At 44.5% G+C, this 23,278-nt stretch carries 21 protein-coding genes; 9 read left to right on the forward strand and 12 right to left on the reverse strand.

The window, feature by feature from the left end; all coding sequences use genetic code 11:
• Positions 1 to 204 precede the first annotated feature (204 nt).
• A complete protein-coding gene (locus SIO70_RS02665; protein WP_320579228.1) occupies positions 205 to 1,338 on the forward strand; it encodes a PepSY-associated TM helix domain-containing protein in 1,134 nt (377 codons plus the stop codon).
• A gap of 29 nt (positions 1,339 to 1,367) precedes the next feature.
• On the opposite strand, the gene SIO70_RS02670 is transcribed toward SIO70_RS02665, so the two are convergent.
• The 5 genes from SIO70_RS02670 to SIO70_RS02690 all read right to left on the reverse strand — a co-directional run bounded on the left by SIO70_RS02670 (position 1,368) and on the right by SIO70_RS02690 (position 7,008).
• The gene (locus SIO70_RS02670; RefSeq protein ID WP_320579230.1) at positions 1,368 to 2,441 is read right to left on the reverse strand and encodes a HesA/MoeB/ThiF family protein; all 1,074 of its coding nucleotides are present in this window, start codon (positions 2,439 to 2,441) and stop codon (positions 1,368 to 1,370) included.
• Between the two features lies 1 nt (position 2,442).
• A complete protein-coding gene (locus SIO70_RS02675) occupies positions 2,443 to 2,988 on the reverse strand; it encodes a GNAT family N-acetyltransferase (RefSeq protein ID WP_320579233.1) in 546 nt (181 codons plus the stop codon).
• A 104-nt stretch (positions 2,989 to 3,092) separates the two neighbouring features.
• Positions 3,093 to 4,364 (reverse strand): serine--tRNA ligase, encoded by a 1,272-nt coding sequence (gene serS, locus SIO70_RS02680; RefSeq protein ID WP_320579235.1) that lies wholly within the window; start codon positions 4,362 to 4,364, stop codon positions 3,093 to 3,095.
• A 111-nt stretch (positions 4,365 to 4,475) separates the two neighbouring features.
• Positions 4,476 to 6,140: an NAD+ synthase gene (locus SIO70_RS02685; RefSeq protein ID WP_320579237.1), complete on the reverse strand. Its 1,665-nt coding sequence runs from the start codon at positions 6,138 to 6,140 to the stop codon at positions 4,476 to 4,478.
• Positions 6,141 to 6,324: 184 nt separating this feature from the next.
• Positions 6,325 to 7,008 carry a porin family protein gene (locus SIO70_RS02690; protein ID WP_320579238.1) on the reverse strand — a complete coding sequence of 228 codons (684 nt, stop codon included), beginning with the start codon at positions 7,006 to 7,008 and terminating at the stop codon, positions 6,325 to 6,327.
• Between the two features lie 68 nt (positions 7,009 to 7,076).
• Here SIO70_RS02690 and SIO70_RS02695 point away from each other — a divergent pair, with 68 nt between their 5' ends.
• Both SIO70_RS02695 and SIO70_RS02700 read left to right on the forward strand, forming a co-directional pair.
• On the forward strand, positions 7,077 to 8,126 hold the full coding sequence (locus tag SIO70_RS02695) for a hypothetical protein (RefSeq protein WP_320579241.1): 1,050 nt from the start codon (positions 7,077 to 7,079) through the stop codon (positions 8,124 to 8,126).
• Between the two features lie 442 nt (positions 8,127 to 8,568).
• Positions 8,569 to 8,865, forward strand: coding sequence for a helix-turn-helix domain-containing protein (locus SIO70_RS02700; protein ID WP_083724754.1), 297 nt, complete (start codon positions 8,569 to 8,571; stop codon positions 8,863 to 8,865).
• Here the strand turns inward: SIO70_RS02700 and SIO70_RS02705 are convergent.
• From SIO70_RS02705 to SIO70_RS02730, 6 genes are all read right to left on the reverse strand, one after another.
• Complete coding sequence (locus SIO70_RS02705) at positions 8,840 to 10,600, reverse strand: c-type cytochrome (RefSeq protein WP_320579245.1); 1,761 nt, start codon at positions 10,598 to 10,600, stop codon at positions 8,840 to 8,842. The genes SIO70_RS02700 and SIO70_RS02705 overlap by 26 nt on opposite strands.
• A gap of 91 nt (positions 10,601 to 10,691) precedes the next feature.
• Positions 10,692 to 11,078 (reverse strand): Co2+/Mg2+ efflux protein ApaG, encoded by a 387-nt coding sequence (apaG, locus tag SIO70_RS02710; RefSeq protein ID WP_072364286.1) that lies wholly within the window; start codon positions 11,076 to 11,078, stop codon positions 10,692 to 10,694.
• 119 nt (positions 11,079 to 11,197) lie between these two features.
• Positions 11,198 to 11,524, reverse strand: a complete 327-nt coding sequence (locus tag SIO70_RS02715) for a DUF4157 domain-containing protein (protein WP_320579248.1) — start codon at positions 11,522 to 11,524, stop codon at positions 11,198 to 11,200.
• A 140-nt stretch (positions 11,525 to 11,664) separates the two neighbouring features.
• The gene (locus SIO70_RS02720; protein WP_320579249.1) at positions 11,665 to 12,585 is read right to left on the reverse strand and encodes a DUF5777 family beta-barrel protein; all 921 of its coding nucleotides are present in this window, start codon (positions 12,583 to 12,585) and stop codon (positions 11,665 to 11,667) included.
• A 32-nt stretch (positions 12,586 to 12,617) separates the two neighbouring features.
• Positions 12,618 to 13,166, reverse strand: a complete 549-nt coding sequence (locus tag SIO70_RS02725) for a YceI family protein (protein WP_320579250.1) — start codon at positions 13,164 to 13,166, stop codon at positions 12,618 to 12,620.
• A gap of 33 nt (positions 13,167 to 13,199) precedes the next feature.
• Complete coding sequence (locus SIO70_RS02730) at positions 13,200 to 13,571, reverse strand: hypothetical protein (protein ID WP_320579251.1); 372 nt, start codon at positions 13,569 to 13,571, stop codon at positions 13,200 to 13,202.
• 317 nt (positions 13,572 to 13,888) lie between these two features.
• Between SIO70_RS02730 and SIO70_RS02735 the strand changes: the two genes are divergently transcribed.
• Complete coding sequence (locus SIO70_RS02735; RefSeq protein ID WP_320579252.1) at positions 13,889 to 15,169, forward strand: UDP-N-acetylmuramoyl-tripeptide--D-alanyl-D-alanine ligase; 1,281 nt, start codon at positions 13,889 to 13,891, stop codon at positions 15,167 to 15,169.
• Between the two features lie 402 nt (positions 15,170 to 15,571).
• Here the strand turns inward: SIO70_RS02735 and mce are convergent, their stop codons facing one another.
• Positions 15,572 to 15,973 (reverse strand): methylmalonyl-CoA epimerase, encoded by a 402-nt coding sequence (gene mce / locus SIO70_RS02740; RefSeq protein WP_320579253.1) that lies wholly within the window; start codon positions 15,971 to 15,973, stop codon positions 15,572 to 15,574.
• Positions 15,974 to 16,073: 100 nt separating this feature from the next.
• Here mce and SIO70_RS02745 point away from each other — a divergent pair, with 100 nt between their 5' ends.
• The 5 genes from SIO70_RS02745 to SIO70_RS02765 all read left to right on the forward strand — a co-directional run bounded on the left by SIO70_RS02745 (position 16,074) and on the right by SIO70_RS02765 (position 23,261).
• The gene (locus SIO70_RS02745) at positions 16,074 to 17,288 is read left to right on the forward strand and encodes an IscS subfamily cysteine desulfurase (RefSeq protein ID WP_414017949.1); all 1,215 of its coding nucleotides are present in this window, start codon (positions 16,074 to 16,076) and stop codon (positions 17,286 to 17,288) included.
• 122 nt (positions 17,289 to 17,410) lie between these two features.
• Entirely contained in the window at positions 17,411 to 17,851 is a 441-nt protein-coding gene (locus SIO70_RS02750) for an iron-sulfur cluster assembly scaffold protein (RefSeq protein ID WP_320579255.1), read from the forward strand.
• A gap of 210 nt (positions 17,852 to 18,061) precedes the next feature.
• A complete protein-coding gene (gene gldF / locus SIO70_RS02755) occupies positions 18,062 to 18,796 on the forward strand; it encodes a gliding motility-associated ABC transporter permease subunit GldF (protein WP_320579256.1) in 735 nt (244 codons plus the stop codon).
• A 35-nt stretch (positions 18,797 to 18,831) separates the two neighbouring features.
• A complete protein-coding gene (gene gldG, locus SIO70_RS02760; protein WP_320579257.1) occupies positions 18,832 to 20,538 on the forward strand; it encodes a gliding motility-associated ABC transporter substrate-binding protein GldG in 1,707 nt (568 codons plus the stop codon).
• Positions 20,539 to 20,759: 221 nt separating this feature from the next.
• Positions 20,760 to 23,261: a bifunctional UDP-N-acetylmuramoyl-tripeptide:D-alanyl-D-alanine ligase/alanine racemase gene (locus SIO70_RS02765; protein WP_320579258.1), complete on the forward strand. Its 2,502-nt coding sequence runs from the start codon at positions 20,760 to 20,762 to the stop codon at positions 23,259 to 23,261.
• Positions 23,262 to 23,278: the final 17 nt, after the last annotated feature.

Here is a 23,278-nt window from a genome sequence, read left to right on the forward strand (position 1 = left end):
TAATGATGATTGCCTGTAGGTAACGATGTTATTCTTTGCAGGTATAGGTATTTATTATCCCTATCGTGTAAGATACTATCCCTATCAGATAGGGATATTCTTCCATTCGACTAAAGATATTTTCCCGATTTGAGCTACTAATGGCCTTCTCCTGCTGTAATTTGTGGTCAGTCTGCTGGTCGTTTTACCCACAGATATCTGATAATGAAGAAGTTAATAGGCTGGTTACATCTCTGGCTGGGGCTTGCCTCAGGCCTGGTGGTTATAGTGGTTGCACTCAGTGGCAGCCTGTTGGTGTTTGAAGACGAACTGGAACACCTATTTCAACCCTCTCTTTTTACTGTACAGTCCCCCGCAGGCACTGAAAGAATGTCGCTGGATGCACTCGCAGCGATGGTACACGATAAATACCCGGATTACAAACTGAATAATATTGAAATTCAACCTGCCACAAACAGCACCGTTACTTTTTACCTGAAAACGGGTAAAGAGAAAGGTAAACTGCTGATGGTGGTTACAGATCCTTATAGCGGAAAGATGATTCATACAGCTGCGCAGGATAAGCGATTCTTTGTGGTGGTGAGGAACCTGCACAGATACCTGTGTATGGGTGAAACGGGTAAACTGATCACAGGCATTTCCTGTAGCATGTTTGCGCTTATCATCATCAGTGGATTGATCCTCTGGTGGCCAAAAAGGAAAACCCGCAGGCAACGAATGAAAGTGAAGTGGAATGCCAGCTTCAAAAGATTGAACTGGGACCTGCATGCCGTATTTGGATTTTATATTCACATAGTTATATTCATCACTGCACTGACTGGGTTGGTATGGAGTTATAAATGGGTGAATAACCTGTTGTTCTATGCATTTGATGGCAAGCCACAACAAAAGTTAGAAGCGCCTGTGAGCAAGCCCGAAAAGGCCAAAGACATTGCATGGCTGGACAAAGTATACACCGAAACAAACCAACGACTCACTTATAATGGTATTGTAAATATTCGATTCCCGGATAAGAAAGATCAGGCAGTGAGTGTGGGAAAAGAAAATACAGACAGGATCACCACGCACATTGTAGACATACTTTATTTCCAGGCAGGAAGTGGTGCATTTGTAGGTGATAAGTTATTTGCAAATGATACAAAAGGTACGCAGGCAAGAAGAATGGTCTATCCTATTCACACAGGAGGATTATTAGGCTGGCCGACTAAGATACTCGCATTTATCTGCGCACTGATAGCCGCATCACTACCGGTAACGGGATTCCTGATCTGGTGGGGAAAGAAATCGAAGAAACCTGTGGTAAAAAAGCCCCTACAACAAAAGGTAGTTAGTATTTAAATTAAAAAAACGAGCCGGCTCGTTTTTTATTAATAAGTGTTCATATTGTCGTCTATTTCGTAAGCCCAGGCATGTATACCTCCTGTTACATTATATACTTTAGGAAAGCCGGCAGCATCCAGTTGTTGTGCAATCATCATACTTCTCATACCATGGTGGCATAGTACAGCTGTAGGGATGTCTTTTCTCAGTTGAGGCAGCACCCCACCTACCATACGCATAGGTATAAAAACTGCTTGCGGCAGTTTACATATTTCCCATTCATCCGGTTCTCTTACATCTATCAGCTGTACCTGTTTCCCTTCTTCCAGCCATTGGTGTAATTGCTGTACGCTGAGGTATTGTACACCACCTGTATCGCAGGGGATATCGTATTCTTCCATGAGTGTAGTAATAGGTTGTCTGACAGGTTTGAATTGAAATACCTGGTGAATATTATTGAGTGTATCGATGGTCAGTAACTGGTTACTTAAAGGCTCGCCTATACCACAAATAATCTTGACAGCTTCATTGGCCTGATACGTACCGATGATGCCTGGTAATACACCTAATACACCGATATCACTGCAATTCTGCATTGTACCTGGTGCTGGTGGTTCAGGGAAAAGACAACGATAGGTAGCGCTTTCTTTATAGTTGAATACACTTACCTGCCCTTCGTATTTATGAATAGCGCCGTATACAAATGGTTTGTTCAATAGCACACAGGCATCGTTCACAAGGTAGCGTGTACCGAAATTGTCAGAGCAGTCGATGATCACATCGTACGATGCAAAAATTGACAACGCATTATCTGGTGACAACCAGGTATCGTGTGGTATGAATTCAACTTCAGGATTGAGTTGCTGTAATCGTTTGATAGCTGTGAAGAGCTTGGACTGACCTTGTTCTGCGGTGTGGTATAACACCTGTCTTTGCAGGTTGGTAATAGAGATTGTATCGTGTTCTACAATACCGATCTTCCCTACGCCCATGGCTGTTAGGTATTGCAATACAGGTACACCTAATCCACCTGCACCGATTACTAAAATAGCAGCGTTGTGCAATAACGCTTGTTTGGCAGGACCAAATCCTTCCAGTTTCAAATGTCTGTCATACCGCATGTTACAATGGCTTTACTCTTTTCGACATCAGGATATTATCCACATAAGTTCCGTCTGGCTGGCGAACGCCTTTAGGCATGCGACCATATTCCATAAAGCCAAAGTTACGGTATAACTGAATCGCTCTTTCATTATTTGCGAGTACGCCCAACTGAATGATTTCCAATTGTGGGTGTTGTTCCGCCCAGCGTGTGGCGGCAGTCATCATTCTCCTTCCTATACCCATGTTCCAGTAGCTGTGGAGAACGCCGATACCCAGGTTACAAAGGTGAGCTTCTTTCGAAAAGGTGTTCTGGCGAATGGAGAGGGTACCTATCGGGTGATTGCCGGCAAAGGCTAATAACAACAGGTCTTTGGTATCTCTTGAAAAAGAGAGGATGAAATCTCTTTCGTCTTCCACCGTCCAGGAAGCTGCTTCCTCGCGGGTATAGAGCAGGAAATCTGTTTCGCTGATTAACTGGCGGAAATAGGATAGGAGCACCGGGGCATCGTCCGGTACGGCCTGGCGGAGTTCCAGGATTTGACCATTGGGAAGGAAATGCTGCATATGAGGTACAAATGTAATAAGAAATCAAAGGGGCCTGAAAATAAAAAAGCCTCTGCCTAAGGCAGAAGCTTTTTTATATAGAATTTTGGCCAATGGCCTGTTAGTTATGCAATCTTGTCGCTACCGAAATAAGATCTCAGCACTTCCGGAATCACGATCCCTTCTGCAGTCTGGTTGTTTTCCAGAATACAAGCCAGTATACGTGGCAGGGCCAGAGAACTACCATTCAGGGAGTGAACCAGCTGAGGTTTTCCACCACCATCTTTGAAACGGATCTTGGCGCGGTTAGCCTGGTAAGATTCGAAGTTAGATACAGAGCTTACTTCCAGCCATTTTTGCTGTGCAGTGCTATATACTTCGAAGTCGTAAGTGAGGGCAGAGGTAAAGCTCATATCGCCACCACAGAGGCGCAGTATGCGGTAAGGCAGGTTCAGTGACTGAATCAGCCCTTCTACATGTGCCACCATTTCATCCAGTACTTCGTAAGATTTATCAGGGTGAACAAGCTGTACCAGTTCTACTTTGTCAAACTGGTGCAGGCGGTTCAGGCCACGTACATCTTTACCATAAGAACCCGCTTCACGACGGAAACAAGGTGTATACCCCGTCATGCGCACAGGCAGATCTGTATCTTTCAGGATCTCATCGCGGTAGATGTTGGTAAGCGGTACTTCGGCAGTTGGGATCATATAGAACCCATCTTCGCCAATGTGGTACATCTGACCTTCTTTGTCTGGCAACTGACCGGTACCATAAGCAGAAGCTTCGTTGACCATATGCGGCACCTGGTATTCGGTATACCCCTTGCTGATGTTATAATCCAGGAAATACTGGATCATAGCACGCTGCAAACGGGCACCTCTGTTTTTGTAAACAGGGAAACCGCTACCGGTGATCTTATTACCGAGTTCAAAGTCGATGAGGTCGTATTTTTTAACCAGGTCCCAGTGAGGTACAGCACCTTCGTAGAGAGAAGGGATGGTACCACCTTTGCCTGTTTCCAGGTTTTCTTCCGGGGTTTTGCCGGGAGGAACGATGGCAGCAGGGAGGTTAGGGAGCTGTACCAATGTATCGTGCAGGGCCTTTTCAGTGGCGATCAGTTCTTCATTGATAGGCTGTAATTTCTCTTTTAATGATGCTACTTCCGATTTGCGCAGATCAGCAGTATCTTTCTGACCCTGAGCCATCAGTTTACCGATTTCTTTTGAAGCGGAGTTAACCTGGGCTTGGGTTTCATCATATTCCAGCGTCAGCTTTTTGCGCTTGTCATCCAGTGCCAGTACTTCATCAACGATCTGGGTTTCTTTGAAGTTTTTCAAAGCCAGACGTTCTAGTACCAGTTCTTTGTTTTGACGAATGAACGGAACTTGTAACATTGTACGATCAATTAAATTTTGCCAAAGATAAGAGAAAGCATCAAAAAACCTCTTCCACCTTTGGTAGAAGAGGTTTTTTGCTTATTGCGGGGCCTGCGGCCAGCTGAAAAATTAACTCAGATATTTTCCCACAATCGGCACCCTTCTACCTACTCCAAATGCCTTCGACGACACCCTGATAATAGGACAGAACTGGTTCCTCTTATACTCATTATTATTCACCATTTTAAGCGTACGCGCTACCAGCGCTGCATCGAAACCCTGTGCGATGATCTCTTTAGGCCCTTGTCTGCGCTCTATGTATTGATAGAGTATTTTGTCCAATACGGCATAATCCGGCAAACTATCACTATCCTTCTGGTTTGGACGCAACTCTGCTGAAGGGGCTTTGTCAATAATATTCTGAGGGATGATCTCGCCATTCCTGTTGATGTACCTGGCCAGTGCATACACCTGCATTTTGTATACATCACCCAATACAGACAGCCCACCGGCCATATCACCATACAGGGTGCCATAACCTGTGGATAACTCACTCTTATTTGAAGTGTTCAACAGGATATAACCGAATTTATTCGACAATCCCATCAGGAGATTTCCACGAATACGGGATTGCGTATTCTCTTCCGCTACATTGAATGGCAGCCCCTGGAAATAAGGGTTCAGGGTTTGCAGGAAGGTTTCGTAAATATCATTGATGCGAATGATGTCGTATGGGTTATCTAAATTCTTAGATAAAGCCACAGCATCATCAACTGAATGCTCTGTGGAATAAGGAGACGGCATCAGGATTGCACGTACATTTTCCTTACCTAATGCCTCTACTGCCAGGGCCAGTACCACTGCGCTGTCAATACCACCGGAAGAACCCAGGATGGCCTTTTTAAAGCCCATCTTCCGGAAGTAATCTTTGATACCCAGTAAAATCGCTTCATAAATGCGATCTATGTTGTGTTCAAACAACAACTCCGTTACAGGCACATATGGTTTTACGGGATGAGCAGTCGTAGCCAGCTGCAAAGGTTCCAGCTCCAAACCGTCGATGGCCTCTGTGAAGTAAGGGAATTCCTTCGCGATATTTCCCTGTGCATCGAAGATGAGAGATCCACCATCGAATACAATCTCGGTCTGAGAGCCTACGGTGTTACAGTAGAACATGGGCAGTTTGTACTTGCGTACATTGGCGCGGATGATCTCTTTGCGATCTTCGTCATGATCGTAGTCAAACGGAGATGCGGAGAGGTTGATCATCACATCCGGCTGTTGCTCCATGAGCTGATCCATAGGACAGATACGGTAGAGTGGGTTGTTGCCCAGGTTCCAGATATCTTCGCAAATGGTGACAGCGAGTTTCTTTCCTTTGAACGGAATCACGTTCCATGAGAAAGATGGCTCGAAATAACGGTATTCGTCGAATACGTCGTAGGTGGGCAGCAAGGTCTTATGAATGATCTGTTTTACCTGACCTTCGTACAGGAACCAGGCGGCGTTGAAGAGGTCTTTGCCCTCTGGTGAAGGGTTACGGCAGGGGCCACCTACCAGTACGGCTATATGTTGAGTATGCGCTTTGATGGTGTCAATAGCAGCATAGCATTGTTGAATAAAGTCTTCGAATTCCAGAAAATCTCTGGGTGGGTAGCCACTGACACAGAGTTCAGAGAAGACTACGAGGTCTGCGCCCTGCGCTTCAGCTGTCTTGATCCCATTCAGTATCTGCTGGGTATTCCATTCGAAATTGCCTATGTGATAGTTTTGTTGAGCCAGAATAATTTTCATCTGTAATAGCGTTGGACTGACACAAATTTCCTGAATTTTATAACAAAAACGAGCGTGTATCAAAAGAAAGATACACGCTCGTTTAATTCGGATACCTGATAAAGCCCGTTACTATGCATGGGCTGATCAGGAGTTCAATTTATTTATGATATAGTGCGAATGGCCTGCGGCCAGCCTATCACCGCTAAAAGAATAATCCTAATTTCAACGCAATACTATTCATATTCACCTTCCCGTCATTCCACTTTGCATTTCTCGTCACATCAATAAACCCATTCCTGTAATCCAATCCTACCAACCCGGTCAGATTCTCTCCCAGCGGGTATTCTACACCAGCACCTACCAGTAAACCTATGTTCACTGGCTGTAAGTCTCTCAGTACATTCACTTTGTCATACGTCTGGGTCAGACTCACTACATCTGCACGACCTCTTACCGGAAAACTCACATAAGTACCGAACTGACCAAAGATATTCATCCCCGGTGCTGTTTCCGCCTTGAGTTTCAGCGCCAAAGGCACTTCTACATAAGTGGCTTTGATATTATATTCAGCAGGGTTCGCCTTATAATCATCCAATCCTTTTCCCGCATCATATTTCAGTTTGCTGCCCGCAGTGGTAATCTGTAAACCGGTAGCAAAGGCATAATGCCCTGCCTCGTCCAACAGAAAATCGGCCATCACACCGAAACTTATCCCTAACCGACCAGCATTTCTATCTACGCCTGATTCCTGTGGAACCAGCAGTGATACGGTTGGATCCAGCCGAAATCCCAGCCTTACCCGGTGCTCCCTTATAGAATAATTACGTTGAGCATTGCTTATCAATGCTATATTTAATAGGAGGATCACCAAAAATGCCTTTCTCATGATAATTTTATCTTTTTTTTAATACAATGTATATAATATTTTTACCGCTCAGTAGTTTAAGTAGAAGTATGCAAAATAAGACTAATAAATTAACCGGTATTTGTCAGCAGATAATCTCCTATGTTCTCTTATTGCTCTGCCTGACAGCATGTACACATAAAAACGTGCCAGATGTAAGTAAAATTGCCATCAGTGTACATATTGACCGTTTTGATCAGGCGCTGGACAAGTTAGATACAACAAATGTCACATCTTCCTTACAGCAACTGGAGCAAAAATATCCTATATTTTTGCCCAGTTATATAGAGCATATCATGAATTTCGGTCCTTATTCCGATACCGGCAGACTAGTGTTATTGCAGACCAAAATGCTGGTGGGTAATAAGGATTTCCGTCTTTTGCAGGATTCTATTAATGCCCATTTCCCTGATGTAAAGAAAATTGAAGACGAACTGGCGCAGAGCTTTAAGTTCATCAAATATTACTTCCCCAATTTCCAGCCACCAACCAAAGTGGTGACTTTCAGCTCTATGATCAGCAATTATGGTGCGGTCACCGTCGATTCTACTTTAGGTATCGGACTGGATATGTACCTGGGAGCAAATTTTCCTGTTTATGGTTTACTGCCGGATTATCCGGGATATATGGTGAGGAAGTTTTCACAGGAGTACATAGTGCCTAACTGTATCCAGGTGCTGGCACAGCAATTATATCCGGGTGGTCAGCCGGGCGATAAACTGGTGATTCAGTTGGTGAATGCCGGCAAACAGCAATACTTCACAGAACAGGTGCTGCCTTACACTGACGATAGTTTAAGACTGGGTTATACTGGTGAACAGGTAAAATGGTGCCTGGACAATGAACAGATGATCTGGCAGTATTTTGTACAGCAGGATCTCCTGTATAAATCTGACTGGCAGAATAATATGCATTTCATGAACGACGGCCCTTCTACCCAGGGTATGCCGGAAGGCTCTCCTGGCAGGATCGGTGCTTTTGTAGGATGGAGAATAGTGCAGGCATATATGAAAGCGCATCCAAACGTAACATTACAACAACTGATGGATAATAAAGATGCTATGGGCATCTTCCAGCAATCCAAATACAGACCTAAGTAAAAACATGCATGGAAGTGGGAATTCCTCAACGGGGAATGAAAACCATTTTCAGGAAAAAAAATAGCGGTGGTGCTGAAAAATCAGCGTCCACCGCATTGCTAGCTCAACGTAAAAAATAGATACCGGATTGGGAAGAGTCCAGCCTTCCGGCTAAAAACTACTATGTATTGGAAAAAAATGAATTCCTTTTCACCCAATACCGATGCTATTCCATTGATAAAAAAAGAGGGCTGAAATAAAAATTTCAGCGCCTGTAGCATACCAGTTTAACCCCAAAAATGCTTTGCTGATTCCCTTTTTTATAATGTGTTTGTGTGTTTGCTGTTTGTTTGTGATACAAATATAAGTTGAATTATTTAAAAAAGTACATTATAATATACATATCACAATACAACCTGTATTGTTGAGTTGATTATAGTAAACTTAGTTTGTTAATTGCACCATGGCTAAAGAAAAGAAAGAACCCAAAAAGAAGGCGGTTCTGGGTCATTTTGATCACGACATTTTCCTCGAAGAATTAGGAAAACGCATAAAATTTTTAAGAAAAGACAAAGGATTTAGGTCTTACGAGACCTTTGCCTATGATATTGACATCTCCCGTGTTGGAATGTCAAGGTACGAATCCGGCAAGTTTGATGATATCCGCCTCAGTACATTGCTCAAGATAATTGATGGTCTTGAAATGACACCGCAGGAATTCTTTGCGGAAGGTTTTACCGTGACGAAGACGCAGGAGTAACCCGTTCCTTCTTTACCATATCAGCAGTGACCGTTATCTCTTCATTGTTGAACCGATCCTTGATATATGCCACGATCGATGCCACTGACTGATCATCCAGAAAAGCGCCATGCGCAGGCATCACCCCATCAAAGGTTTTCCCATTCACCGTGATCTTTCCTTTTAATCCATTCAGTACGATATTAATCAATTGTTTTTTATCACCAGCCAGGTATTGCGAACCGGCCAATGGTGGGTACCGGTTATTATCGCCTTTCCCATCCCGCTGATGGCAGGTAGCGCAATACGAATTGTACAACATTCTGCCATGCATTTCATTGCCTTTACCCACCATATCCAGTACAGGATCTGGTGCCTTTATATAAGTACGTGATTTTCGGGTTTCCATCGTACTGAGTTGAGCAGCGTTGAATGATTGTTTATTCCCGGTATACATCACTCTCCATATCTTTCCTCTGTTGGATTCTGCTATGTACAGCGAACCATCCGGGCCGGTAGCGAGGCCCATGGGGCGATAGCGGGCATCGCTGGTATTGAATACGGTGTCTGTGCCTGTAAATCCATCGGCAAATACTTCCCATTTACCTGTAGGAGCACCTTTTTCAAAAGGAACAAAGCATACGATGTAACCTGCTTGTGGATATGGAGCTCTGTCTGTAGAGCCATGGAAAGCCACGAAGCACCCGTTTTTGTACCTCTCCGGAAACTGATCGCCTTCGTAGAATAAAAGGTCCATTGGCGCCCAGTGACCGGGAAAACCAAAGATGGGGATAGCAAAGCTATCTGCTCTTGCTGTGATCTTTCCATCCCCTCCATAGCCGGGAGCCAGCATGTTTTTGCCCTGCATGTGATCGAAGTAGGCATAAGGCCAGCCGAAATTGGAATGAGGGGTTACTTTCAATAAAGGTTCCGAGGGCAATACTGCTGCCTGCCAGGCAGAGAAGATACCGGGATAACGGTTATGAAAGTTGTCCATGCCATTCATCGCTACATAAAGGGTATTGTCAAAAGGGCTCCAGGCAAGTCCTAAAGCACTACGAATACCAGTGGCATATAGTTCCCCATCGTCTTGTGTCTGCCCTGTTTTATTGGCATCGAAACGCCAGATGCCACCATGTCTTTGCAGGTCTGGTGCAGGATCTAATCCTTTGCCGCCCGGCATACCACCGGGACCTGCGGTATTGATATCCTGAGCAGCATCGGTAGGTGCTCCGAAAGGAACATACATATGGCCATCATGATCAAAGACCAGTGGCTTGGCGCTGTGCCAGTGTTTGAAGAGCGCGGTATCCGTATCGGTGATGATGGTATCGGTTTTGCCTTCGGGAATGAGTTGGCCGGGAGTCAGCTTTGTACGCAATACATATTTCACTGTCGAGAAATACAGGTAACCGTTATAGACAGACATGCCTGCAGGCAATCCTCCTTCATCCTGGTAATCACCAAAGTAAGCTACTACATCCGCTTTCCCATCTCCATTCTTATCACGCAATGCCACTGTGCCACCTCGACCTTCCAGCTGTTCATTGTAAGCGAGTTTCACATATATATCCCCATTGTCATTCACAGCCAGGTGACGGGCAGGACCTATGCCCTGTGTAACTGTAACGGCAGCAAAACTATCTGGTAAAAAGAGCCCTCCATTATCCGGGTCAGGCGTAGGCAAGGTAGTACGTACTATAGATTTCTTACACTGGGTAAGCACCAGCAATAGCAGGAGAAGGGAACGAGACATGATATCGTGATTTTGGTAGACCTGTGCGAACAAAAAAAAATATCATGGCAACAGCTTGCCATGATCAATAAGACCTGTGTTAATCAGTAAATCAATTTAGCTTAAAGGGCACAATCATTTGAAACTCCGGGATTTTAACCTCGAACAGCTTCTTGTTGAGTTGATTCTCCATCTGGTAGGTACCATACATCTTACCGATCTCTGTACGCAGGTTAGAACCTGATACGTACTGATAGCTTTCGGTAGGAGCTAGTAGTGGCTGTACACCTACTACGCCTTCTCCTTCTACTTCGCGATGCGTACCGTTGGAGTCAATGATGTACCAATGACGGCGCAATAACTTTATGGGAAAGGTATTATTGTTTTCAATAGTGATACGGTAGGCGAACATAAACTCACTCCCAATCGGATTTGAATAATCCGGTTGATAAAATGTCTCCACGCTGATGGTGATTCCGTCTGTTACTTTTTTTACCATAGAACACCTCCGTTTGACGTAAAAATAAGCAAAATAAATCCAGTGTTATCAAAAAATATAAACTGATACGGACTTTAACAATTTCTTGTAAATTCAACAAACAGCTGTATTTCAGCTACTTAACTAAACACCACCAGATTCACGATCGCAGTATTCTTCTCTGCGGCCCGGGCCGCCACCTCAAAACGGTTGGCATAGTACCCTACTTTTTTGCATTCCCAGAGATAATGCCAGAGAAAACGGAGCAACCCCAGCTCCTGATATTGCATAATGTGGCATACTTCGTGGCGCACCCACCATGGGTGTCGCAAAAATTCCTTGCGGGTTACACCATGGAGATGGATGGTTTTTCCAATCACCATGGCCATATTCTGGCTATTCATCCGGCGGGCAGCCAGACGAGCTATCCAGGAATCCTCTTTGATATGGCAGACAAGTTTTTCCATTGCATTATAAAAATACGAATCAATTTTATACCACCCTCGCAGGGGCAAAAATCGTGCACAGCCACAGTCTCACCCTTATAAAAGCAAAATGCTTTTGCCATGGGCAAAAGCATTTTGTGTCCGGAAGTTATATGAATTTTTTACAGTGAAAATCTTCTGGATATATTGAATCCCCACCTGAACTGTCCCTGCAACCAGGAGGTAGTGGTTTCAGGTATAAATTGATTTTCCAGTATAGCAGTTGAGTTGGTGAAATTGATATGGAATACGTGTCCGCCAGTCTCGATTTCCAATCCTACTGAGAGTGGATTGTACAATTCGCGCCCCCTGTTTTTAAAATAGTCTTTCGTTTCCTGACTGCGGATCGGATAGAAATATTCTACCAGCAATGCCATGCGGTTGGTGAATTTCAGGCGCCCACCACCGCCTATTGCAAATACATCATTCTCGTCCATGTACGTCACCCGGTTGCGGTGTACCAATGTTGGCAACAGTGCCAATGACAAGCTACGACTGAATTTACGGCCGATGATCACTTGTCCTGTATAAGATACACGGTCACTGAACTTATCAAAATAAGCAGCATCCGATTTTACGGTGCTGGATGTAGCACCACTTGCTACTGCATTACCAAATAGAGTAACGGTTACGGGTACATGGTCGTCAGTAGTCTGTGTGATCAGCTGGTACTTAGCCAGTCCTTCATACAGTTGTGTAAGGCCACCAGAGCCTTTGGAGCGGGACAGACCTACCATGAGGCGATCTGTTACACCATATTCAAATGCGATACGGATATCAGAAGAGTTATCCAGCCCGAAAGCTGTTTTGCCACCACCGAATTCCCCGCCGATGTCACCAAATCGGTGATCTACGCGAAAATCCAGTTCATGTTTTTTGAGGGTTTCAATTGAATTGCCCTGAATGATACGGGTTGATTTGAATGTCGCAATCACGGGTTCATGCTTCTTAGCGCTATCCTGAAACATATTTGCCAGGTCATCCTGCGCAAAGGTGCTCAGGCTGTAGCTACAGCCGAGCAATAACAGATATATTTGCTTCATAGAAGAGTTGTGTTGTTGTTGTTTTAAATGGTTCAGGACGCAGGTGAATAGGCTCCTTTTACAGTCACTTCTATTACTTCTGCAATGTTTTTGACTACGAGCGTAGGTACTTTGATTTTGTGATCTACCAACCTGACATTGAATTTGGCATCGAGGGTGGGTTTACCGTCTTTGACGATGATGGTGCCTTTTTCGCGATACACTTTATCTACGCCATGCATGTTCATTGTTCCTTCTACAGTTACAGGATAGGTGCCATCCTTATGCAGGTCAGGTATTTCGAGAATTTTACCTTTGAATTCTGCGGTTGGATACTTGTCACTCTCGAGATAATTTTCGTTAAAATGCTCTTCCATCAATGTCTTTTTAAATTTAAAAGTATTGATGGCGACTTTGAAGTACACAGCGCCTGTTTTTTCATTGATAGCAGATACGGCTTTGTTGGTTACAGCATCAATGTCTTCCATGGGTGTAGCGGAAAAGAAAGACAGGGTTGTGTTCTTGCAGGAATAAACATCCTGGCAGCTGGCGCGAAGCTGTAACAAGAGCATGGTTGTCAACAGCACAATGCAATGTTTCATTGTTTTACTTTTTTAGGATTTTTGAATAGTAACTTATTCGGGCATTCCATGCGATATCCAGCAGTCGATGGAATCTTTCATGCCCTGGCTCAGTTTTGTAGAGCCGGGAGGCATATCGGCATCTGCACCTGTTACGCGCGATTTCCAGAGGGCTTCATTACTGGTGATGTAACCTTTGATACCACTATAAGTAGTGAAATCGGTAGATGCAGTAGAACCGGTGCCTTTGTGACATCCTCTGCTGGTACATTTATCTGAAACTGCAGTCAGAATGTAAGCGGAGGTGATGACTGCGGTGTCGCATGCAGTAACGGTGATTCCTGAGTCGGGAGCTGGTGCTTTTTCAGCAGTACATCCGTACACGAGCAGGCTAAGTAATAACACTGGCAACACGAGTGTTTGCATAGGTTTTTTCATTTGGTCATACAATAGCTGGTTTTGTCCAGCCAGGTCTTTTAATATGGTCGAGTGATGGTTATTTGAGTCTTGATATGGTTATATGTTGGAACAAATATAGAAGATATATTTATAAATAATATTTTATTTTTCACGGGAATTTTGGGGGGATTTTTGCGGTATAATGCCTGTGGATTGCCCCTGATTTTAGGTAGATTCCCGAAAAAAATGCAATCCATTCACAGTAAATTCATTTTTTCAAATACCAGACAAATGCCCCACCAGGGCATATAGCAAATAATTTTTATTACGTTACATTTGTTTTTATGAACATAGCGCAGTTATACGAAGTTTACCGTAATCATCCATCTATACAGACTGATACACGCCAGCTCAAACAGGGCGATATTTTCTTCGCGTTGAAAGGTCCCAATTTTAACGGGAATACCTACGCAGCAGCGGCATTGGAAAAGGGAGCTGTACTCGCAGTGATAGATGAAGAAGAATTCAATACACAGCCGGGAAAAATGATGTTGACAACAGATGTGCTGTCTACCTTACAGCAACTTGCTTTACATCACCGGAAACAATTGAATATTCCTTTCCTCGCCATCACCGGTACGAATGGTAAAACTACTACTAAGGAACTGGTAAGCACGGTACTGGCAGCAGAGTTCAAAACAACCGCTACTATTGGCAATCTGAATAATCATATTGGTGTGCCACTCACGATTCTGCGTATTCCTGCGGATGCTGAGATTGCAGTGATTGAAATGGGTGCGAATCACGAACATGAAATAGAAGCGTATTGTAAAATTGCATTGCCTACACATGGCATTATCACTAATATCGGAAAGGCCCACCTGGAAGGGTTTGGTAGCCCGGAAGGCGTGCGTCGTGCAAAGGGTGAACTGTATGATTTCCTGAGAGCAAACGAAGGCACTGTGTTCCTGTGTAATGAATATTCATATCTTGTAGAGATGGGTAAGGGTATTCCACAGGTCATTACCTATGGACAAAAAGATGCTACTTATACAGGTGATCCTATTGCCGACACTGCACTGCTGAGTGTAAAAGTAACAAGTGATACAGCGACCGGATTGATCCCCACACAACTGGTAGGTGCCTATAATTTTCCGAATGTCATGGCAGCTGTAGCTGTTGGTTTATACTTCAATATTCCGGGAGAAACGATACGGGAAGCCATTGCTGGCTATGTACCTTCCAACAACCGTTCGCAGGTGATTAAACAGGGTAGTAATACAGTGATTATGGATGCGTACAATGCGAATCCTTCCAGTATGAAAGCGGCGATTGAAAACTTTGCAGGTATTGAAGCTACACAAAAAGTATTGCTGCTGGGTGGTATGATGGAGTTGGGTGCGGATAGTGTGGATGAGCACCAGGCACTGGTCGATTTATTGCAGCGAACTCATTGGCATGCAGTCGTATTAGTGGGTGGCGATTTCAGTAAAGTAAAACATCCTTACATATTCATGGAAAACGCAGCGGCGGCGGCCGAATGGCTGAAGCAACAGGAGTTTACAGATACGTATATATTGATCAAGGGATCGAGAAGCATGGGAATGGAGAAGGTCATTCAGTAAGTTCTTTATTTATCTATTCCTGCTCCGGCGGGAATAGATCTTTCTATAAAAAAGAGACCTGCAAGCTAAAAAGCCCGCAGGTGTTCATAACCTATGCCAACTTTAGAGTATTTTGAATATACCTTCCGTATTTCATTTTTCAATGAATTGGGTTGATACAATATGTTTAAGGTGATTATTAGTTATTGTCTTTTGCTTTGTGTTGTGCATTTAAAATCTTAGGTATATTAAGGTAGATCATTTTCATTTCCCGAACATTCCCAAGCTACAAATCCTAACAAATAATATTGACGATTGTTTAAATAAATGTTTTTCTTTTTTGAAATTAACGTGTTTGCTACAGTGTCTGAGAAATACCTACGTAACCAGATAAAAGGTGGATTTAAAAAAACTGGAAATTTTTTAAAATATTTCCTGACAGAGTTCTACAAGTACGCCACTGGTATCTCTGGGGTGTAAAAAACAAACTAATTTATTGTCCGCTCCCTGCTTTGGTACTGGATGTAGTAACGTAAAGCCTGCTGCAGCGAGGCGAGCCATTTCTGCATGAATATCAGCTACATCGAAGGCGATGTGGTGCATACCTTCTCCTTTTTTTTCCAAAAACCGCGCAATCACACTTTCGGGGTTTGTTGGTTCAAGTAATTCTACTTTGGTTTCGCCTTTTTGAAAGAAAGCAGTCCTGACGGCCTCGCTATCTACCTGCTCCTGTTTGTAGCAGGAAGTGTTGAGCAGCGCCTCAAACAGGGGAATAGATCTTTGTAATGATTGTACAGCAATACCTATATGTTCGACTTTCAGCATGTTAGGCAAATTAACACAAAATGACTAAATCTCCTTCGCGACGAATTCGTACCTTGATGGTAGCAATTCGTTAAATTTGTAGTATAAACTTTTGTGTATGTTGCAACTGCCTGTGTATCTTGATAACAATGCTACTACGCCCCTTGATCCAAGGGTGCTGGAAACGATGCTTCCGTTCTTTACACAGCATTTTGGCAACGCCAGCAGCCGGCATCATGCATATGGCTGGGCTGCAGAAGCTGCGATAGATCTGGCCAGGGAACAGGTAGCTGCCCTTATAGGCGCCGATCCGAAAGAGATCATCTTCACATCCGGCGCTACGGAAGCCGACAACCTCGCCCTGAAAGGTGTATTTGAAATGTACGCTGACAAAGGGAACCATATTATTACGACCGAAGTAGAACATAAAGCCATACTCGATACCTGCAAGCACCTTGAAAAGCTGGGCGCATCTGTGACCTACCTGAAGGTCAATGAGGAAGGTATGATCGACCTGAAAGAACTTGAATCTGCTATTACTGCTAAAACGATTATTGTAGCTGTAATGTACGCCAACAACGAAATTGGGTCTATCAATCCTATCCGGGAGATCAGTGCCATTGCCAAGCGTCATGGCGTACTCATGATGAGCGATATTACCCAGGCTGCAGGCAAGGTGCCCGTGAATGTGACAAAAGACGGTATAGACCTGGCTGCATTTAGTGCACATAAATTATATGGACCTAAAGGCATCGGTGCATTATATGTACGTCGCAAATCACCCAGAGTGAAGGTAACTGCGCAAATGGACGGAGGGGGACATGAACGTGGGATGCGGTCCGGCACCCTGAATGTGCCTGCTATTGCAGGGTTTGGTAAAGCTTGTGAACTGGCCATGCAGGAAATGGAAGAAGAAGGAAAAAGACTGGGGGCCATGCGCGATAAGCTGGAAAATGCGTTATTACAACTGGAAGAAACATATGTAAATGGTAGTCGCGCACACCGCCTGCCACATGTAAGTAACATTTCATTCAGATATGTAGAAGGAGAAGCCCTGCTGATGGGCTTTGGCAAGGAAGTCGCTTTGTCTTCCGGCTCTGCCTGTACATCAGCATCGCCTGAACCCAGCTATGTACTGAAAGCTTTGGGATTGGGAGATGACCTTGCACATTCTTCCCTGCGCTTTGGATTGGGAAGATTCACCACCGAAGAAGAAATAGATTTTACTATTAATGCTGTAACAGCAACCGTGAACAGACTGCGCGAAATCAGCCCCCTGTGGGAAATGTTTAAGGAGGGAGAGGACATGAACGCGATCGAATGGTCGCATCAATGACAATACAAGAAAAATCTGGCCGCAAGATTGCTATAAACCAACTATAAAAACGGCCAGACAGAGGCCGACATACAGTGACCTGTAGCATGCCTCTGGATTATGAATGCTTTATACTTATGCTTATGTCTTACGCTGAAAGAGTACTGGATTACTACAACAACCCCAGGAACGCCGGCACGCTGGACAAAAATTCCCAGCATGTAGGTACCGGGTTGGTACACGTCTCGGAATACGTAGATGTTGTAAGGTTTCAAATCGAAGTGAACCCTGTCACACACGTGATCAGAGACGCACGCTTCAAGACCTTTGGCTGTGGGTCAGCAATTGCGTGTTCTTCTATCACTACTGAATGGATTAAGGGGAAAACAATTGAAGAGGCTTTCCGGTTAGATCATATGGAGATCGTGGAAGCTCTGAGTTTACCTCCTTCTAAAATTCATAGTGCGATACTGACGGAAGATGCGGTGAAGGCTGCCATTAATGATTATCGGTTTAAAAATGGAATGGAGCCTGCGGTTGAAGAGTATGAAGAACCAGCTGACTATTACGACGAAAGGGATTGATTGATTTTATCATCCTGCTTTATGTATACGACCGGAGCGCCTCCGGTTGGAAAAACTTTCTCTCTTATCCAATAAAATTTTGATTTAAGCGCTATATACATGGCGCAAAAAAATGCTTTTGCCTGGCGCAAAAGCATTTTTTATTACTAATTATATTCTAACGCTTGCACCTTAAATAATATATATATTTGTACTTTCAGTCAAATTACTATGCTAGCAATATTCAGAAAGGAAATCCATCAGTTTTTCAGCAGCATCACAGGGTATATCGCTATTATCCTATTCCTGCTGGCAAATGGGCTATTGCTATTCGTATTCCCCGACACCAGTCTGCTGGATTACGGATACGCCAACCTGGACCCACTGTTTGAGCTGGCGCCAGTCATTTACCTGTTGCTGATACCTGCTATCACCATGCGCTCTTTTGCCGATGAATTCAAATCCGGCACCATGGAGCTGTTGAGCACCAAACCACTCAGCTGGTGGCAGATTGTGAACGGAAAGTTCCTCGCTGGCCTGCTGATCGTGTTGATCTCTCTGATACCTACTTTGGTGTATTACATCGCCATCCGCAGACTCAGTGCTCCTAATACAGTGCCGGACAACGGTGGCATCACCGGTTCTTATATCGGCCTGTTCCTGCTGGGAGCCGTTTTCACCGCCATCGGTGTCTGGGCTTCCTCTCTGACCACCAATTCTGTGGTCGCCTTCCTCACCGCCATTTTCACCTGTTTTATATTCTATTACGGATTCGACTCACTGAGTAAGTTGCCTGCCTTTACCGGTTCGGCGGACTACTACCTGCAAATGGCAGGGATCCGCTTCCATTATTCCTCTATCAGCAGGGGAGTAATCGATAGCCGGGATGTAGTTTACTTCCTTAGTATCATTGCACTGATGCTCTATCTAACAAGATTGTCATTACAAAGAAGGATCTGGGATTGAAAATAAGACTGTCACACTAAGTAATTAATCAGATTGTGATTAACAGTAAGAAAAAATACCTGCAACGGGCAATACTCGTCATAGCTATACTGATAGGCGTTAACATCCTGGCCATGTACGTTCATACAAGATGGGACTTAACCGCCGAAAAGAGATTTACCCTTACTCCCAGCACACGCCAGCTGCTAAAAGGGCTGGATAGCACTGTTACCATCGAGGTATTCCTCAAGGGTGATTACCCTGCTTCCTTCCGTCAACTGGCACAATCTACCCAGGAACTCCTGGAAGAATTCAGGGAAGTAGGCGGTAACCGTGTACAGTTTTCTTTCCAGAATCCCGGTCAGGGTATGAATGATTCCGACAGACTCGCTTTTCAGCAATCACTGGCTGAGCAGGGGATCATGCCTTTTAATATGCAGGTGCAGGAAGATGCGAACCAGGGATACTCTGAGAAACTGATCTTCCCGGGTGCCCTTGTTCACTATGGCAGCAAGACCATTGGCATCAATCTCCTGAAGAACCAGGGTGGCCAGGATCCCATGCAAACCATGAACAGCTCTGAGGCACTGCTGGAATTCCAGTTTGCCAACGCCATCTATCAGCTCAAACAAAACCACCTGCCACTGGTAGGCTACATGCTCGGCCACAAGGAATTACTGGGGGCCGAAGTACTGGATGCCCTTACCAGCATGCAAAGCAGCTACCTGCTTGACACCATTACTTTACAATACGTTTCTCACATTCCGCAGGATTTTTCCGCCATCGTGTTTGCAAAACCTGCTGACCGATTTACTGATGAAGATAAGTTGAAGATTGATCAGTACGTCATGAACGGGGGTAAAGTGATCTGGTTTGTAGATGAGCTGAATGTAGGCATGGATAGCCTGCAAAAACATGATACCTATGTAGCTATGGATCGTGAACTGAACCTGGAAGACATGCTGTTTCGCTATGGCGTGCGGATCAACCAGGACCTGATCCAGGATTTACAATGTGATCGCCTTCCACAGGTGGTGGGACATGTTGGGGATAAACCACAGTTTGACCTGCTCCCTTTCCCTTATTTCCCATTGCTTTCACCAACCGGTGCACATCCGATTGTAAAAAATATGGACCTGGTGCTGAGCCATTTTGCAAGCTCAATCGATACAGTGAAAGGAGGAGATATCTCCAAAACTGTGCTGCTGACTTCTTCCGGCAATTCACGTACAGAGCGTGCTCCTGTACAGCTGAGCTGGAACGACCTTCGTACCAAACCTAATCCACGCCAGTTCCAGCAGCATAACCTGCCGGTGGCAGTATTGCTGGAAGGACAGTTTACCTCCCTGTTCCGCAACAGACTGAGTGTAGACGAGCAACAGCTGATTCAGCAGGTGACCCGTTTACCATTTAAAGATCATAGTGATGTTATAAATAAGATGATTGTCGTTAGTGACGGCGACCTCATCACCAATGCCATTTCCCAGAAAAATGGTCCTATGCAGATGGGTGTTAACCTCTTCGACCCCTCGATGGTATATGCCAATAAAGAGTTCCTGCTCAACTCGCTGGGATACCTTACCAACAACGCCGGCATCATGGAAGCGCGCAATAAAGAGTTAACCCTGCGCTTGTTAGATGCCGAAAAGATCAAGCAAAACAAGTCTATGTGGCAGGCTATTTGTGTCATTATTCCCGTTCTGCTAATCCTTTTGTTCAGGGTCATTTTCCAGTTCATCAGACAGCGGAAGTTCGAAAGATAAGGTCATTATTAATTAAGTGGTTACCACCTGAAAGCACACATTTATAACAATGTGCTAACGGTTATTCCCATATATTTGCCATTCATTCATCAAAAAATTGCGGCAACCATGACCCCACATTAGAAGTAGACGTCAACTTTGTTTTAATTAATTCTATTAAGGGAAGTGGAACAATGAGGCCGTCACTGGTCATTGTTCCGGCAAAATAAACTTAACCACAAGTGTATAACGCAGAAAGTATCAGCAAGGTGCTGAAAGGTGAGCTATTACAGCAAACAGGTAACCCGGAGATTGAACATATTCTGTTGGATAGCCGGAAGGTGATATATCCGGCCACCTCTGTTTTCATTCCGTTGGTAAGTCCCCGCAGGAACGCTCATCAATATATAAAAGAATTGTACGAAAAGGGTGTCAGCAACTTCATTGTAAGTGAGCCACCAGACCTGATCCAGTTTCCAACGGCTACCTTTATATTGGTAAAAGATACAATGAATGCGCTGCACGCTTTGGTAGCGTATCACAGACAGCAATTTCATATTCCTGTGATCGGTATAACCGGTAGCAATGGTAAAACCATCGTAAAAGAGTGGTTGTATCAGCTGCTGGAAAAAGATTACAACATTATACGTAGTCCCAAAAGCTACAACTCACAGATAGGGGTCCCTCTTTCTGTATGGCAAATGAAACCTGAGCACCAGCTGGCCATCTTCGAAGCCGGCATCTCCCAACCCGGAGAAATGGAGCACCTGGAAAAGATCATCCGTCCTAACATTGGCATTTTTACTAACATCGGCGAAGCGCATAACGAAGGCTTCCTGAACATTCGCCAAAAGATCAACGAAAAGCTGGTATTGTTTTCCAAGAGCGAGCTGCTCATTTACTGCAAGGATTACCTCGCATTGAATGAATGTGTCAACCAGTTTCACAACCTGGTGGGCAAGAAGGAAAACCAGGAGGGCTTACAACTTTGTACCTGGTCGCGCAAAACGGATGCTGACCTTAGGGTGATCAATGTGGAAAAGAACGGTACCCACTCTCACATCGAGGCCCTGCATAAAGGGGAGTCGCTGAATATTACCATTCCTTTTGTAGATGAGGGTTCTATTGAGAACGCGATTCACTGCTGGGTATTGATGCTACACCTGAAGATCTCTCCGGAATTGATCCAGCAGCGTATGGATCAGTTGGGTAATATCGCTATGCGACTAGAGCTGAAACAGGGTATCAACAACTGCTCTGTGATCAACGACAGTTACAATTCAGATTTAGGTTCTCTCAATATAGCGCTGGATTTTCTGCAACAGCAGCAACAGCACCCTACCCGTACCGTGATACTCAGCGATATTCTGCAAAGCGGCAAGAGCGATGCTTCTCTTTATGAAGAAGTAGCCAGCCTGATGCAACAAAAGAAGATCGACAAAGTGATTGGTATTGGTAAAAACATCTTCCGTGAAAAGAAGTGTTTCCAGCAGGTAGAGGGATTGAAGAGTACTTTCTTCCTCACTACAGAAGAGTTTATCCAGCAGTTTAACCAGCAGGATTTTCAGCATGAGACCATCCTGTTGAAAGGTGCACGTGTATTTGAGTTTGAGCGGATAGGCAAATTGCTGGAACAAAAAGTACATCAGACCATTCTTGAAATCAATCTGAGCTCAGTATCTCATAATATCAAACAATACCAGGCATTGCTGAAACCCGCTACCAAACTGATGGCGATGGTCAAAGCATTTTCTTATGGTAGTGGAAGTTTTGAGATTGCAAATCTATTGCAGTTCCATGGCGTAGATTACCTCGCCGTTGCGTATGCTGATGAAGGTGTTGAATTAAGACGGACAGGTATAACCATGCCGATCATGGTCATGAACCCCGAACCCAGTTCATTTGATGCGATCCTGCAGTGGAACCTTGAACCCGAGATCTACTCCCTGCATTTGTTACAGCAGTTTGAAGAAGAAGTTCAGATAGCAGGCAAGACCGGATTTCCGGTACATATTAAACTAGATACGGGCATGCACAGGCTTGGATTTGAGCGGAAAGACATTCCCGAGCTGGCTACTATGCTGACAGATAATAATTACCTTACAGTTAAATCTATCTTTAGTCACCTGGCAGGTAGTGAAGATCCGGCACTGGATGACCTGACCAAACTACAGGGTAAGCATTTCTATGAAATGAGCTACGAGTTGCAAAAGGCGCTCGGCTATGCGGTGATCAGGCATATTTCGAACAGTGCGGCCATCCTCCGTCACCCTGATTTACAACTGGATATGGTGCGGTTAGGTATCGGGATGTATGGAATAGATAGCAGTGAGCAAATGCAGGCACAACTGAAACCGGTAAGCACACTGAAAACCACCGTTTCGCAGGTAAAACACCTGAATAACGGGGATTTTGTGGGTTATGGTGCAAAGTGGAAGGCAAAAGGTCCGGCTGTAACAGCTACTGTTAGAATCGGTTATGCTGATGGGTATCCCCGCCGCCTTAGCAATGGTGTAGGCAAGATGCTGATCAGGGGGCAACTGGCCCCGGTAGTGGGTGTGGTAGCGATGGATATGCTGATGCTGGATGTAACCCACATTCCGGATATTGCAGAAGGAGATGAAGTAATAGTATTTGGCGAATCCTTACCTGTACAGCAATTGGCGGCCTGGGCAGGTACTATACCTTATGAAATATTAACAGGAATTTCGCAGCGTGTGAAGCGGGTATATTTCCAGGAATAATTGGAAATTCCGATTTT

The sequence above is a fragment of the Chitinophaga sancti genome (assembly GCF_034087045.1).
Lineage (GTDB): Bacteria > Bacteroidota > Bacteroidia > Chitinophagales > Chitinophagaceae > Chitinophaga > Chitinophaga sancti_B.